Source organism: Maridesulfovibrio sp. (genome assembly GCF_963677005.1).
Taxonomy (GTDB): Bacteria; Desulfobacterota; Desulfovibrionia; order Desulfovibrionales; family Desulfovibrionaceae; genus Maridesulfovibrio.
In genome coordinates this window covers 2,573,342-2,588,221 of record NZ_OY781616.1, presented here as the reverse complement: position 1 = coordinate 2,588,221, position 14,880 = coordinate 2,573,342, and the positions used below count along the sequence as shown (strand labels likewise).

The 14,880-nt window shown below is 42.2% G+C and carries 16 protein-coding genes and 1 pseudogene; 10 read left to right on the top strand and 7 right to left on the bottom strand.

Annotated elements, in window-relative coordinates; translation table 11 throughout:
• The first annotated feature begins 97 nt into the window (after window positions 1-97).
• The 9 genes from ACKU4E_RS11485 to ACKU4E_RS11445 all read left to right on the top strand — a co-directional run bounded on the left by ACKU4E_RS11485 (window position 98) and on the right by ACKU4E_RS11445 (window position 9,182).
• Window positions 98-877, top strand: a complete 780-nt coding sequence (locus ACKU4E_RS11485) for a type IV toxin-antitoxin system AbiEi family antitoxin domain-containing protein (RefSeq protein ID WP_320171211.1) — start codon at window positions 98-100, stop codon at window positions 875-877.
• Window positions 874-1,806, top strand: a complete 933-nt coding sequence (locus tag ACKU4E_RS11480; RefSeq protein ID WP_320171210.1) for a nucleotidyl transferase AbiEii/AbiGii toxin family protein — start codon at window positions 874-876, stop codon at window positions 1,804-1,806. Before ACKU4E_RS11485 ends, ACKU4E_RS11480 begins: the two co-directional genes overlap by 4 nt.
• A gap of 73 nt (window positions 1,807-1,879) precedes the next feature.
• The gene (locus ACKU4E_RS11475) at window positions 1,880-2,326 is read left to right on the top strand and encodes a hypothetical protein (protein ID WP_320171209.1); all 447 of its coding nucleotides are present in this window, start codon (window positions 1,880-1,882) and stop codon (window positions 2,324-2,326) included.
• 1 nt (window position 2,327) lies between these two features.
• Complete coding sequence (locus ACKU4E_RS11470; protein WP_320171208.1) at window positions 2,328-2,954, top strand: class I SAM-dependent methyltransferase; 627 nt, start codon at window positions 2,328-2,330, stop codon at window positions 2,952-2,954.
• Window positions 2,955-3,149: 195 nt separating this feature from the next.
• Window positions 3,150-4,631 carry a DNA phosphorothioation system sulfurtransferase DndC gene (gene dndC, locus ACKU4E_RS11465; RefSeq protein ID WP_320171207.1) on the top strand — a complete coding sequence of 494 codons (1,482 nt, stop codon included), beginning with the start codon at window positions 3,150-3,152 and terminating at the stop codon, window positions 4,629-4,631.
• Complete coding sequence (gene dndD, locus ACKU4E_RS11460) at window positions 4,622-6,586, top strand: DNA sulfur modification protein DndD (protein ID WP_320171206.1); 1,965 nt, start codon at window positions 4,622-4,624, stop codon at window positions 6,584-6,586. Before dndC ends, dndD begins: the two co-directional genes overlap by 10 nt.
• Before the next feature lies 1 nt (window position 6,587).
• Complete coding sequence (gene dndE / locus ACKU4E_RS11455; protein ID WP_320171205.1) at window positions 6,588-6,950, top strand: DNA sulfur modification protein DndE; 363 nt, start codon at window positions 6,588-6,590, stop codon at window positions 6,948-6,950.
• A 46-nt stretch (window positions 6,951-6,996) separates the two neighbouring features.
• Window positions 6,997-8,691 (top strand): ATP-binding protein, encoded by a 1,695-nt coding sequence (locus tag ACKU4E_RS11450; RefSeq protein ID WP_320171204.1) that lies wholly within the window; start codon window positions 6,997-6,999, stop codon window positions 8,689-8,691.
• Between the two features lie 5 nt (window positions 8,692-8,696).
• Window positions 8,697-9,182 (top strand): hypothetical protein, encoded by a 486-nt coding sequence (locus ACKU4E_RS11445; RefSeq protein ID WP_320171203.1) that lies wholly within the window; start codon window positions 8,697-8,699, stop codon window positions 9,180-9,182.
• Here the strand turns inward: ACKU4E_RS11445 and ACKU4E_RS11440 are convergent.
• The 3 genes from ACKU4E_RS11440 to ACKU4E_RS11430 all read right to left on the bottom strand — a co-directional run bounded on the left by ACKU4E_RS11440 (window position 9,179) and on the right by ACKU4E_RS11430 (window position 11,499).
• Window positions 9,179-9,904, bottom strand: coding sequence for a hypothetical protein (locus ACKU4E_RS11440; RefSeq protein ID WP_320171202.1), 726 nt, complete (start codon window positions 9,902-9,904; stop codon window positions 9,179-9,181). The two genes, ACKU4E_RS11445 and ACKU4E_RS11440, sit on opposite strands and share 4 nt — an antisense overlap.
• Before the next feature lie 36 nt (window positions 9,905-9,940).
• Entirely contained in the window at window positions 9,941-10,738 is a 798-nt protein-coding gene (locus ACKU4E_RS11435) for a restriction endonuclease (protein WP_320171201.1), read from the bottom strand.
• Window positions 10,739-10,980: 242 nt separating this feature from the next.
• Window positions 10,981-11,499, bottom strand: coding sequence for a hypothetical protein (locus ACKU4E_RS11430; RefSeq protein ID WP_320171200.1), 519 nt, complete (start codon window positions 11,497-11,499; stop codon window positions 10,981-10,983).
• A gap of 180 nt (window positions 11,500-11,679) precedes the next feature.
• On the opposite strand from ACKU4E_RS11430, the gene ACKU4E_RS11425 reads away from it, so the two are divergent.
• Complete coding sequence (locus ACKU4E_RS11425; protein ID WP_320171199.1) at window positions 11,680-12,189, top strand: hypothetical protein; 510 nt, start codon at window positions 11,680-11,682, stop codon at window positions 12,187-12,189.
• Here the strand turns inward: ACKU4E_RS11425 and ACKU4E_RS11420 are convergent.
• The 4 genes and pseudogenes from ACKU4E_RS11420 to ACKU4E_RS11405 form a co-directional block, all read right to left on the bottom strand.
• Window positions 12,186-13,369 (bottom strand): annotated as a pseudogene (locus tag ACKU4E_RS11420) (IS3 family transposase). The gene ACKU4E_RS11425 and the pseudogene ACKU4E_RS11420 overlap by 4 nt on opposite strands.
• Window positions 13,370-13,387: 18 nt before the next feature.
• Window positions 13,388-13,669 (bottom strand): hypothetical protein, encoded by a 282-nt coding sequence (locus ACKU4E_RS11415; RefSeq protein ID WP_320171198.1) that lies wholly within the window; start codon window positions 13,667-13,669, stop codon window positions 13,388-13,390.
• On the bottom strand, window positions 13,662-14,618 hold the full coding sequence (locus tag ACKU4E_RS11410) for a hypothetical protein (RefSeq protein ID WP_320171197.1): 957 nt from the start codon (window positions 14,616-14,618) through the stop codon (window positions 13,662-13,664). Before ACKU4E_RS11410 ends, ACKU4E_RS11415 begins: the two co-directional genes overlap by 8 nt.
• The gene (locus ACKU4E_RS11405) at window positions 14,605-14,856 is read right to left on the bottom strand and encodes a hypothetical protein (RefSeq protein ID WP_320171196.1); all 252 of its coding nucleotides are present in this window, start codon (window positions 14,854-14,856) and stop codon (window positions 14,605-14,607) included. The genes ACKU4E_RS11410 and ACKU4E_RS11405 overlap by 14 nt, the downstream gene beginning before the upstream one ends.
• Window positions 14,857-14,880 lie beyond the last annotated feature (24 nt).

The window sequence follows — 14,880 nt, the reverse complement described above, 5'->3', positions numbered from 1 at the left end:
TAATTTTACCCCAGATAGCACTCTATACACATACTAATCAGCATATTTTTAAACCAATCACTTGCCCATAGTTTAAATAAAAGCTATTTAGTACAACATGGACCAAAGAAGAGGAACAAAAATAAACCAACTCATGCTGGCGTGGCCCAACGGGACCATAAAAAATTCCGAAGAGCTGGCGAAGCTGGAAATCAACAAGTCACTTGTCCAAGGATACATGGAGCAAGGCTGGCTTGTTTCCGTAGGTCGCGGTGCATATGCCAAATCGCATGACACCCCCACTTGGCTCGGTGGCCTGCATAGCTTGCAGCAAAAAGACAAACCATTCATCCATGCCGGGGGCAGAACTGCTCTTGAGCTTCAGGGCTATACCCACTACGTCTCAGCACAGAAGCGTGAAATATTCCTTTTTGCTCCCCCCAAAACAAAACTGGCGGCATGGTTTGCCAAATACGATTGGGGGCAGACTATCGTCTTTACTTCCACCTCCCTATTTCCTGACAACCTCTCCGACAGCTTCACTGAACACGATGCTGGAACTTTTACGGTAAAAATATCCTCCCCAGAACGCGCCATACTTGAACTGCTGCACCACGTACTGCAAAAAGTAGGTTTCGATGAAGCTTTTCAACTTATGCAAGGACTCGGCACTTTACGGCCCACGCTTGTCCAAACACTGCTCGAAGAGTGCAACAGCATCAAGGTCAAAAGGCTATTCCTCTACCTTGCTAGAGAAAGCGGACACCGCTGGCTTTCCCGCATCAAACGCGACAGCATCCAACTGGGCTCCGGCAAACGCGAGATAGTAAAAAACGGCATGCTGGATAAAGAATTCAACATCACCGTCCCCAAGCACAATGAAGAGGAACTGTTTTGAATAAATACGAAAAGCAGGTGCGTATCCTGCTGCGTGTCTTGTCCTTGATTGAATATGACCATCCCAACGGTGACGGTTCAGCATTCCTCGCTCTGAAAGGCGGCACGGCCCTGAATTTTTTCCTTTGGAATCTGCCACGCCTGTCCGTAGACATTGACCTTGCTTACTGCCCAATCAATGACCGCAAGACAGCTCTGCGCGATATTTCAGAAAGCATGCAAAAACTTGCGAAGCAGGTGGAAACAATCATGCCTGCCGCAACAGTAAATCTGACCGCGCCAAACAATGCCGCTCCCAAGGTCTTAATCAAGCACGATGGAGTAATGGTTAAGGTTGAACCCAATGCCACCATTCGCGGCACAGTATATGAGACAGAATATTCTGACCTACAGCCGGAAGTTGAACGCCGCTTTGAAATGGCAGCTGAAGTACGCCGCCTTTCCATTCATGATCTATACGGTGGTAAAATATGCGCGGCACTGGATCGCCAACATCCACGCGATCTTTTTGATGTAGCCCAGCTGCTCGACACCGAAGGGCTGACCGAGAAAACCCGAAAGGCATTTCTCGTCTATCTACTCGGACACAACCGCCCAATGTCGGAAATTCTGAATCCCAATTTCCAACCCTTAGCCGATGCCTACGAAAAAGAGTTCCGGGGCATGACACAGACTAAAGTTGCCCTTGAAAAGCTTGAAGCCACCCGCGATCAGCTGGTCCAAGAAATCAAGTCTGGCCTAAGCAATGGCGACAAGCAATTCCTGCTCTCCGTCAAAAAGGGAAATCCTGAATGGGAACTTCTGGGAATCCCTCACGCCGCGCAACTACCTGCCGTGCTTTGGAAACTGCAGAATATTGAGAAGTTGAGAAAGAATGAGAAGAAGCATGCTGAGGCTATTCGGAAGCTTGAGGAGTGTTTGGAAGTTTAGGACCAATCAAGATGTTGATAACTTTCACCATAGAGACTACAGGTCACTTGCATAGACAATCACCGAGAACAAAATGACGACCTTTGAGCAAGAAAAAGAGTTAGAAATTTACAAGCAGAATTGTGAACATTTCAGATCACTAAATGCCAAACTATGGAATATTCCTGCGATAGCCATGACCCTAAATGGTGGGCTATGGCTTGCTTTGGGAAAGATACCGTTGACGAGTTGGGCTTTCTTTGGAATAGCCATGATCGCGGTGATCTGTGACATTTGCCTTATTCCAGTGCTTCTACGGGTTAGAGGAGTTATGGACATCCTTTTAAATAAAACCTTAACGTTTGAAGACGAGCCTCCTCGCTCTGGATATGGCGTAGTAAAACTTTTTGCAGGTCTGCTCATTTTAGCTGCTATAATTAATTTGATCTTGGCTGCTTCAGCACTCCTTGGACTTGATGTTAACTTTTATTTTTCTAATGCCAATCCAGTAACAATAATGCAATCGAATGGAACCTTATAGCATGTCTGTGTTCCTTACAAATGACCAAATCATTGAAAGCTACAATCTTGAAATTGAGAATCGTATTAAAAAGTATGAAAGTTTAGATTTTGAAAGCTTTCATCCAGAAGTCTTACCCTACCTGCCAACGCCACCCGCCCATGTACTTGATATTGGTGCAGGCTCAGGACGCGATGCAGCCTTTCTCGTGAAAAAAGGGTTTCAAGTTACGGCTGTTGAGCCTGCAAAACGTCTTTTAGAAGCAGCACAAAAAAGGCACGCAGGAATAAAAATTAGTTGGGCTGAAGATCGCCTCCCAGAACTAGCGAAACTACCAAGCCCACCAGCCCAATATGATGTAATTCTCCTGTCGGCTGTGTGGATGCACTTGTCCTCTAAAGAAAGAAAAAAAGCGTTCTCCAGAGTGTCAGAACTACTTAAACATAACGGTATAATCATTTTCTCATACAAGATTGGCGGGAAGGAAGAAGAGGGGTTTTATAAAATTGACACTGCCCAATTCGACACTAGAGCTCACAAGGTTGGGCTTGAACTATTGTCTCAAAATATTAATTTAGATAGCCTCGGACGCAGTGAACTATCTTGGCGTTGCTGTATTTTCAAGAAAAATTCAATCTCAAAAACGTAACTCCCAAGCTGACTTTCATTTAGCACACGTAATCTTGCAGTAGCAACGAAGGTAGGCTAAACAGCAAAACAGAGTGCAACTGCTGCCTATATTTAGTAAAGATGAAACTCCTTGAAATGATAAGGGCTTTCATTTTTTTATTTTCCCAATCAATTAACTATATTAGATATTATTTCGTAAAGGTTTACCCTTCACATGACTAAAAAAGACAACCATCAGTACTCAGCATTCCAGTTGGAGGGAATGGGGTACAAAAAATATCTCTCCTTTTTATTTGAGGAGGTAAAAACTCTATACCAAGAAGACCCACATCCTTGGGTAATAGGCTATAGCGGCGGCAAAGACTCCACTGCGGTTCTTCAATTGATATGGCTTGCTCTTGAATCCTTGCCAGAGGCAGACCGTAATAAAAAAGTTTATATTATCAGTACCGATACCCTTGTGGAAAATCCGGTTGTTGCAAAGTGGGTAAAGCAATCTATTAATCTAATCAATTATCATGCAAAAAAACAGGGCATGCCCTTTGAGTCCCACCTTCTGCATCCTGATCCCACAAATAGCTTTTGGGTCAACCTTATAGGTCGTGGCTACCCTCGCCCTTGGTCAAAATTCCGCTGGTGTACAGATCGCCTTAAAATTGAGCCCTCAAACAAATTTATTGAAAAAGTTGCCAACCAATACGGTGAAACAATTCTAGCTTTGGGGACCAGAAAATATGAAAGTACAAAACGTGCAAGCAACATGCGGCGACACGAAAAACACCGCCTGCGTGATCGTTTAAGCCCCAACAAGCACGTTGAAAACTGCCTTATTTATACCCCGATTGAAGACTGGACCAATGACGACGTCTGGGCATTTCTTATGGATAAGGACAACCCATGGGGATTGAGCAATTCCGAACTGCTTGAGCTATATAAAGATGCGACTGAAGACCGTGAATGTCCGATGATCATAGAGCTGGACGAAAAAACCCCAAGTTGTGGGAAAAGCCGATTTGGCTGCTGGACATGCACTTTGGTTACTCGTGATAGCTCCCTTGAAAATATGGCTACAAACGATAAGGCAAATGAATGGCTTTTGCCTTTAATTCAGTATCGTACTCACCTTACGGTTAAAGATGACAAAAAGATGCGTGATTTCCGTAGGATGAAGGGGTCTGTAGAATTTTATAAAGGTAAGCCCATTCACGGCCCATATCTACAGAGTCAACGAGAAATATTTTTAAGACAACTGCTGAAAACAGAAAAAACTATGCGCCAAAACGCTCCTATGGACTTTGGCGACATAAGCCTGATCTCCATTGAAGAGCTGAAGGAAATTCGCCGTATATGGCTAGTAGAAAAACACGAAATTGAGGACCGCCTTCCTGTCATTTATAAAGATGAAACCGGCAAAACTTTTCCGGACACCAATCTTCAACATTATCATTGCTTTGGAGAAAAGGAACTTAAACTTCTTGAAGAGATTTGTGGCCCGGAGAACAGGCTGAGCTACGAAATGATACGCGAACTACTTGATTTAATGTGGGAATACCAGACAAAACTCAGGCGTGCAGGCTTATATGACAGGATGGAACAGGTGATCCGCAAAGCATTCTATGACAATAAAGATGATGCCGTTAACTTCACCAAACAATATAATGAAGTACGTACAGTTGAGGAAGATAAATGCTCTTAAGCGAACTTATTCTCGAAAACTTTAGCGTATACGGCGAAGTTCAACATTTAGATTTAAGCCCAAAGGATAGCTCGCATCCTATTGTATTGGTTGGAGGCTTAAATGGAGCAGGTAAAACAAGTCTGCTCACCGCCATCAGGCTTGTCTTGTTTGGCAAGAGATTGGTTCACCTTGACCCCAAAATTACGTCATACTCCGCTTTTTTAAAAAAGTTGATCAACGACCCGTCCATTGGAGAAAGTCGTGTCACATTATCATTTGCGACTTACTCTCAAGGGGTAAAAGACACTTATAAAGTAACCCGAAGTTGGAAAGAAGCGTCTGGTGGTCGGATTGCTGAAAAATTTGTCGCACATAAGAACGGAAAACATGATTCTGTCATATCATCTACTTGGGAAGAATTTATTGACTCATTTATCCCTGTAAGCATTGCAAATTTATTCTTTTTTGACGGCGAAGCAGTCGCAGACATGGCAAGTAAAGAAGGAGCCCAGTTACTTCTTAAGACAGGAGTTGAAGCCTTACTTGGAATCAACCTCCTTAATCGCCTGCAAGAGGACCTCTCCTCACTTATTTATAAGAAATCCCAAGAAACAGCAGACTCAGAAGTCAAGGAAAGGCTAGAGACTCTTGATAACGTATTAAAACAACAACAAATCGAAATAAACGACCTTAAAGCAGAAAAGAAATCTATTGAAAAAACACTCGCTGCAAAAGAAAAGGAACTTGCCAAGGCTGAGGGTGAATTCAAAACAAGCGGAGCGGAGCTTTTCTCCCACAGAAAAGGTATTGAAGAAGATTTAGGGTACGCGCAACAAGAGCTTGAAGTTATTTCAGCAGAACTTAGAGAGCTAGCAGCCGGAACTCTACCTTTAGCCTTGATCGGTAATCTGATAGCAGACACTCAGAAACAGGAAAAATGCGAACAGGACGCGATTAAAGCAAAGGCAGTACTTGAGGTGCTCGAAGAGCGAGATCAAACGTTCTTAGAAATTGTTAATAAAAAGGCACCTAGCGCATATGATGAATTGTCAAAACTTTTGCAGGCTGACCGCACGAGCCGAAGCGACACTGCCGCAACAGAAATAATTCTAGATATGTCTGAAGAAGGAAGCTCTCTTCTCCAGCATCTTCCCCAGCGCATTGAACATGAACAAAAGCAGGCTGCTTCACTCAAAAGCAAATATGAGCAGTGGAATGAAAAGAAGGATTCTTTAGAACGCAAACTTTCAATGATCCCTCCAGAAGAAAGTGTGGCGGAATCAATTAGAAAGAGAGACGAAGCAAAACAGGCATTAAGTATAGCAATAGATCAGATGGCGAGCATTGAGCGAAAGATTGCAGAGCTTGAGGGATCGCACAAATTTAAAACGGCTGAAAAAAAACGTTTCTTAGAAAAACAAGCAATAGAGGACGCAGAGCAACTTGTTCACGATAGAGTCATTAAATATGCAGGAATCGCCCGTAATCGAGTAGGAGAGTTTGGCGACGCGGTATTGAATAAGTCAGTTTCTCACCTTGAGGAACTCATACTGGAAAGTACGAATCTCCTTTTAAGGAAGAAGGGGTTCATTACTTCGGTCAAAATCAACACAGATAACTACGAGTTGGTTTTACGAGGACATAACGAAAGACATATTCCACTGACATCACTTTCTGCAGGGGAACGGCAGTTGGTCATTATCTCTATCCTTTGGGGGCTTGGTAGGGCTTCAGGGCGTCCCCTACCAATCATTGTTGATACTCCCCTTGGACGCCTTGATTCAATCCACAGGAACCTTTTAGTTGAATACTACTTTCCAAATGTCAGCCATCAGACAATTCTGCTCTCTACTGACACTGAAATCGTTGGAGAAGCAAAAGAAAAGCTCTCAGAATTTATTGGTGCAAGTTACACATTACAACACGACATTAAGCGACACAAAACTCAAATAACAAACGGATATTTCAGCTAATATGATTGAACACGTAAGACTTTCACAAAGAGCAAAAGATCAACTAGTTATGGTGAAAAGGCGCACCGGAATCACTAATTGGAATGTGCTCTGCCGTTGGGCGTTCTGCCTCTCCTTGGCTGAACCCTCAAAACCTAGAGATGAAGAGATTCCCAGCGATAGTTCTGTTGAGATGACTTGGAAAACCTTTGGTGGTGGGCACCACGAGGTCTATATGGCTTTGTTGAAACAGCGATGTGTGTCTGATTCTATTTCGGCTGATTCAAATAAGATTAACAGATATTTCAAGCAACACTTACATAGAGGAATAGGCTACCTTTTTAGTCGCAAAATAGATATATCTGGATTTTTAAATTTTTTATAGATAATGTCTTTCCACTTTTGATAATAACTTATGGAGGTTGGAGATTATGTCCGAACACGAAAACTCAAGAGAAGTCCTAATGGACCCTAGCAGAGTATGCAGAGCTATTTCAAAAATTGGCTACTCTGCTGTCGCTGCCGTTAAAGACATAATAGACAACTCAATCGCAGCCGAAGCAACTTCAGTTACAATAAATTTAACCTTAAAAGACGACACGTTTAGACATAATAGGAATAGTATATCTAAATTTGAAATAGTAGATAATGGCTGTGGTATGGATAACGAAGGAATATTTACAGCTTTTCAGCTAGGAAGTAATGTTACATACCATAAAGACAGCTTATCTAAGTATGGCATGGGGATGAAATCAGCCGGATTATCTTTAGGTAACAGAATTTCTGTCATATCTAAAACAAATGGTAACTTGACTGATCATCATCACATTGACCTCGACAGAATTGATGAGACCAAAAAATACAATGTTTACTCTCGCCCTCTCTCGGCAGAGGAAATCTCATATTATAACGAAATAATTGATGGAGAGCATGGAACAGTCGTCTCCATTGATAAATGTAATTTTTCCGATCAGGCTTCATTAAAGTCTGTTGTCGATGGTCTATCCGAAGAGCTTGGTGTCGTTTATTATAAGCAATTGACTGCCCCCGACAGCCAACTCAGTATCAGATTAAAAGAAATTGGAACCTCTAGAAAAGAGGAAATAATTGATGGATTTGATATACTTTTTAAGAGCATTGCCAAACAAGAATTTGACCCTGACAACTACGACTGCACACATCCATGCAAAGTCATTGATACTGAAATAGCTATTCCAGGTACAGAAGATAAGGCGACCCTTGAAGCAGTGATCTTCCCTCAAGCAGGAATGGCTACGGCTCAAATTCCACAAGAACATAAAGAGCTAATTAGAACCTACAAAGTCGGTAGAAGAAACATGGGTTTTTTTATTTATCGAAATGGTCGGCTGATAAGATGGGGTGATAGAATTTTCACTCCTTTCGGTCCTAAAGAGGCTTTAGTTGGCAAGGATGAATATGGATTCAGAGCAAGATTATGCCTGACTTCTGCTCACGATGATGTGCTGCATGTAGATGTTTCCAAACAGAAAATAAATCTACCAGAAGATGTTGAGCAAATACTTCGTTCAGAGATAGTTCAAGCCATCAAAGATGCGCAACATGCGTTTACACTGTGTAAAGATAAAAAAGAGGAGACAGGGAGAACAGAGGGAGACAATTTTAATATTGTAAACCAAAGTTTGGAAGAGGAGCTGCCTTCCGGTGAACTCTCAGAAGAACAAAGTGAAATCAGTAAAGAGAGAGGCTTGAACCTTGCAGCTGAAAGCGAGTCTTCTAAAGAAGAAGATGAACCTGATGTTGTCGAAGGGGATCGAGCTTTCAGAAGAATTCGATATTCAAGTAAAGTGTTGGATGCTGCTCTGTATTCTGCTGGATTTAGTCCTTCAGAAGGAACTTTCGTTAGAATAAATAAAAACACAGCATTTTACGAATATGTACTCAAAAAACTAAATAACAAAGACAACTTCCGACAAGTTGTTGAAGGACTGTTATGGGCCTTGGCTGTATCTGACAACCAGCTATACAAAAATTTATTTGATATTGAAGAAGAAACTCTCACCGCTTTACTACGTAAAAAAAATAAATTTTTATCCCATAATATTTCTAACTGGATAGATGACAATCCTGACATAATAGATGGGTAAAGACCATGAATGTCATCTCATTTAAAGGGAACTACACAGGTCCGTATATTTATTTTATATCTTGCAAGGGACATATATATATTGGAGAAAGTAAAAAGATACCATTAGTCAATTGGGCAAAGCATATTTTCTCAGAGAAAGAAGCAACTCTCTTATCAATTTTAAAAAAGAAAGAACTGGATGTAACGAAAGAAGATATAGCTATTGGATGCATCCCGTGTTCCAGACTTACAGAAGAAGTAGAAAAGGGACTGATGGGGATGGTTTTAAGAGGGTTAACACATAATATTTACAAAAAATGTCTACAAAGTGCATTATCACTAAACCGTGATTACGTGGTTCTATCATCTGGCGAAAGTGCTCCAGCAAAATCAAGCCTGCTTAAATTTAACTGGCTAGATGAATACTCTACCGATATTTTTAATCATTTTTGGAAAGCTTATACTACGCATACCCCTCTAACAAACGCTTGTGTGATAAATAGGATTTAGCCCTTGTTACCACTAATTTTGTCTAAAGTATTTGGGACAAAATGTTCGCTGAACCCAGCAACGCAAGAAATAACAAAGTAAGCATAGATGTTTTGTGGATCTCCAACAAAAGAGACTATACGCCCCTTCATTATAAAAAACACAATCATCCCACAGACCATTGCCAAAGAAAAACGCAGTACTCCGGTAAAAGCCAGCATTCGCCATGGAGAATGGATATCTATGTCTAATTCATTAATCCTCCAGACAATAGACATAAACCCACCTATCCCGCCAAAAAGAATACACGCTACTAGCAGTTTTATTTCGTTTTTTAAAATTACGGTAAACGAAAAATCACACGACCAAAACAAAAGGATCGCCCCAATAATAACCATAACAAAAAGAATAAACACGACTAAAGCATAGCGTAGACGCGAAAGTAATGTCTTTGTTTTTAATATTGTTTTTTCAAGATCATGAGCTGATTCAATAGCTTTTTGCACTTCTCCTGACACAGCCAGAACCAAAATATTTGCGGACTTATCAAGGTAATGAGCAAACGGCCAATCATAATTGTTTGCCACTGTCCGTATATTGGAAATTTTATCAACAACAGGACTAATTTCTTCGGCACTAATCGTAGATGAATCTTCAAGTTTTACAGAAAGGTAAGGACCTTGAGATGTCACACGATAGTGGGGGCTATTGGTATATGGTATAATTTTATCTTCTTCGGACATTTTCTACCTCATGCAAAACAAAAAGCTCTCTTAAATCTACCCGTCATCCACCAACATTCGGTCCAATTCAATAGAATACTTGGCAAAAAGTTCCTGCTGCACACCACACCGCTTTTCAAGCATGATGTCAACAATCCCATCTCCATTAACGAGAATAATAGGCACGGCCCCGACTCTGGTAGAAACTGCCTTAGCCCCAGATGTAAAAGTGGATGTTGTAAAAAATATACCTTGGTCAAACTTGCCTTGGATAGCACCTCTGAATTTGTCCACTTCACCCCTTCCGACTTTTCCTCCTTTCCATCTTTTGCACTGGAAAGCGACGCAAAGCTTGCTCAACCCTGCTTTCAAAATTCCTTCTCCGTCAATTCCACCATCCCTGCTGGGACTGGTAACCATGAGCTCTTTAACTCCATAGCTTTTCAATAAGTTCTTGCTGAATACTTCAAATTCATATGGTGTTAGATTCTTAAGTTCTTCCAGCAGTACTTTCTTGAAAGAAGCAATATATTTCTCATGAGCATTTTCAAGACGGTGTTCGAGTCTAAAATGCTCATTCTCTTCTTCAGCCAAAGGATTGGGAGCATTAGTCGCTTGAAAGCCAATTAGGGTATATTTGCCATCTGGATTACGTGTGAAAAATTTAGGACTTTTAGCCGAAGCAAAGTCAAGATTATTGCATCTGCGGCGAATCTCGGAATGGACAACATGCTTGGGATTCTTCGCTTTAAACTGGTAATACCCCTTCTTAACTATGTCCTCATACACTTCAACATAGGTTAAGGGTGCGTATGCTTCTTCCAGAACTTTCTTGACTGCTTGCCAAATTTTCATGTTGCCTACGTGTGTTTTTGATTAAACCAATAATTTAACAGAGAATTATTTGCAAATATTTTTTCCAGAAAACTGGTATTTATATATAATCGCAGACATATCTAATCACTCAGAAAATCACTTGATATTTTTAAAAGCACCCCATAGCTCTCCGCCATACATGGACAAGAAACAAACTAAAACAGGCTCCCCCGGAATATCCAAGGGAGCCTGACTCATTTTAAACGAACTCTTATCGCGTCTTACTTATTACAAAAGTTCAAAAGCATAACTGACACAAGCTCAAGCGGAACGTTTCGATAAACAGCTTCAATCGTTTCCATTTTCGTATCGGGAATTTTTTTCTGATGAAGCTTACCGTTTTCATCAACCCCGCCAACATTTATGCCACTGAAAATCAGCAAAAAGCGATTTCCTTTAACTGCAAACTGGGCAATAAAAGACATCTTCATATTTTCCATGTTCTTTTTTGCCTTGGTGACAATTTCAGAGCTAAGGGTAACACCTCCATAAATAGCCCCGACGTACTTGTCGTAATCCACTGATCCCGTAAATTCGACAATCTCCCTTCCTTTATTATCCTTGAACGATTTCCAACTGGTAGCACTGAAATACTTATAGCTATCAAAGGTCTGTCCTACGGTGCGCGAACTATCCAAAACCAAAGTCCCATCTTTTACAGTATCTATGGCAGAGGAAGTGCATGCCTGAAGGCCAGCCAGAACTGTTAACATAATGATCGCGGAAATTATTTTTTTCATTCTCGTATTACTCCTTTAAATTTATCCTCAAACGACTGACGAATATTCCCCCTCTAATGCCCGACAAAGGAAGAATTCTTCAGCCCAACCAAACTCACTCAGCTTGTTTGCAAGCCATATTTGGGATATAAAAAAGGAGCGTTCCAATTCCCGGAACGGGAAAATCTTAAAGAGAAAATTATGGCAAAAAAATTCAATGATGACGCGAGCCCATCGGAGAAAATCCTAGGCCTTTACGGACTGCTACTTTTCACAGGACGTAAATACAATCTATCCTCTCTGGCGGATAAATTTGATTGCTCAAAACAGACAATTCTGAGGATGGTGGAAACCATAGAACGCACCCATACTCTCCCCCTGATGACTGAGATGGAAAACGGCAGGCGTTGGTACTGGATAGAAGCCCAGAAAGAGAGCATGAATGTGTCCCTGAAGGCTGAGGACATCCGCTACCTAAATATGTGCAAAGACATGGTCTCCGACATCTTGCCGCAGGGCATCAAGCACGAAATTGAACAGGCATTCATAAATGCAGAGTCTTTTGTTCCAAGCAACACCGAGCCGACAAAGCACAAGACAACCTCTTTCTTCAGCAATGACCGGGGAGTGATTAATTATGATAAATTTCAGGATGAAATTTCACTTCTTCTGGAATGTGATCCTGCCACACTTTTCTGGACAGTCAGCTAAGCCACAAAGAAATTTTCCTGACAGTTGATTTCAAATTCAGCAGGTGACACCCATCCATTACTGGAGTGTCGTCTTCTGCGGTTATAATAGGCCTCAATGTATTGAAAGAGAGCAATTTCAGCTTCCTGCCTGTGGGCAAATTTTCTATGATAGACCATTTGCGTTTTAAGGGTATGGAAAAAGGATTCGGCAACCGCATTATCCCAGCAATTCCCTTTGCGGCTCATGCTTTGGGTGCAACCATATTTTGCCAGCAATTTTCTAAATTCTCGACTGGCGTACTGCACCCCTCGATCGCTATGAATCATCAATCCTTTCGGTGGTCGACGCCTTGCAATTGCTTTTTTCAAAGCGCGGATTACAGAGCTTCTATCTAATGAGGCACTCAAATCCCAGCCAACTATTATCCTAGAAAATAAATCTATAAAAACAGTGAGATAAAACCATTTCTTGCCAACTTTAATGTATGTAATATCCGTAACCCAAGCAGTATTCGGCTTGTATGCCGAGAACCGACGGTCCAGCAGGTTGGGGGCAACCGGCTCCTTGTGAGAGGAGTCTGTGGTGACCACGAACTTTCTTGTCGTTTTACACTGGAGTCCCATCGCCTTCATTTTTCTAGCAACTCGAGCACGACTGACCGAGCAGAACCGTTCTTCATCATGCAGGTCGGCTGTGATCATGGGACTTCCCGCCATTTGACCATGCTCATAATAAAGCTCCTGAATACGCTGGCACAATACTTTGTTTTCAATAGCTCTTTTTGATTCAGGTCTCGATAACCACGCATAAAAACCGCTCCTGGAAACGTCCAGAGTTAGGCACATCTTCTTCACCGGAAAACTGGAGCGGTTCGCTTTTATAAATTGGAACGTCATTTCGGTGCGCTGCTGAAGATGGCCAATGCTTTTTTTAGGATATCACGCTCAGTTTCCGCATCGCGTAATTTTTTCTCCAGCTCTTTGATCCTTCGTTTCTCATCAGTCAAAATTCCATTTTCCTGTCCGGTAAACGCATTCCCACCGTTACGGAAATATTCACGACGCCACCGATAAAGAATATTGGGGGAGATCCCAAGACTGTCTGCAACTTCGGTATGAGTTCGGGATGGATCTTCACTTAAAAGGACTGCATTTCGTTTAAATTCCGGATCGTAATTCCGACGTTTGGATTTGGTCATTCGCTTCTCCTGTGAAAGTCAGGATAGCGGCTTAAGTTCGTGTCCACAATCTTGTAGCAGGATCAAATGCCGCTTGCTCTCAAACTTTGGACGTAGGATTGCGTAATACCTTTGCGCTGCCGGACTAAGCGTGATGCGCGTGGTCCTCAAATCTTTGTCGCGGTACTCAGGAACCTTCGGAATATTGGGAGTCTTTTGAAAAAGGAACCACATTGCCCCGCTGGACTCCGCGATCATCTCTTTGTCGCGTAGATGTTCCGGCAGATCCACGAAGAGGGTTTTGCTTTTACGCTCATCCATTGCTGCCTCCCTGCTTGCTCAAGACATTCTTTTTCCAGTGATACCTAAGGTAAGCGTCATCAGGACCGCTTTTCCCCTTAAGAATTTCTTCTTTATCCTCAACAGGCAATTTAAGCAGCCAGAGTTCATACTGAGCATCCAACTCCTGCTTCTTGACCGCCTTAGCCTCTTCAACGGCGCGTTCTGTGATCGTTTTGTATCCATCAGGTCTTAAAATCGCCCCTGAGACCTTGAGAGCATTGAAAAAGTACCCATTGTAGCTTGAAACGATATCCCCGTATTTATCTGGCTGTTTGGTTTTAATCATGTATTCGGCATACTCAAGAGACGCTAGCAGCCCAGCTAGCGGCAAATTAAGCTTCTCCCGATGTTCTACTATCTGGCTTAACTGGCTACTTCCGAATCCAGCATCGGCAAGAAGTGGATATTGGGCTGCAATATCTTCATCAGTCACCGCAAGAATCTTCAAAGCCTCTTCAGAGTAAGTAGATTTATTAATACTACTTACTATACTAGGTTGAAATCCAGTAGCGGTTGCGGGTGCAGCCGACACCTCATTCAGGATAAAGTTCTGATAATGGTTGCAGACTGGCTTCAAGGTAACCTCAAGCCCTTGAAAGCGTCCGTCCCGGATTCTTTTTTTCGAAAGGAACCCTTCATACGCAAATTTTGTTAATATTCTCTGCACAGTATCAACACTAACACCTGTTGCGTAATGTATATCAATGCACCTTACTTTGAAGCATGACCCAACCCCGTACTCCTTGATCAGAAACGAGAGGACCACATTCATATTCTTGGTAAGGCTGGTAAAAACAGATTTCAGTAAGGCTTTATTTGCCTCGTCAATTGCACCGCGATTAGCGGCGGCAATTGCGGATGCATTGACATTTGAAGGGGCATCGGTGCGGGCATTTGCAGCGACTATTTTAAGCTTACCTTGGGGCATGGGTATTCCCCTTTTCAATGGCAAAGCTTCTTGCGCTTAACCACGTAAGCAACTCTTCGGTTCGGTAGGCAACTCTACCGCTGACTTTGATTCTGGGAGGACCTTCGCCAAGGCTGTCGAGATTCGCAAGGCTCTTGGAGGAAATTACCCCGCCAAGGAACTTTTCAACGTGGCTACGGCTGATGATGGGAGGCAGCTTATCTGCCAGATCAACAAGGGAGGTTTGAACTTTTGCCATACGATTTCCTTTTGTTTTTCCCTG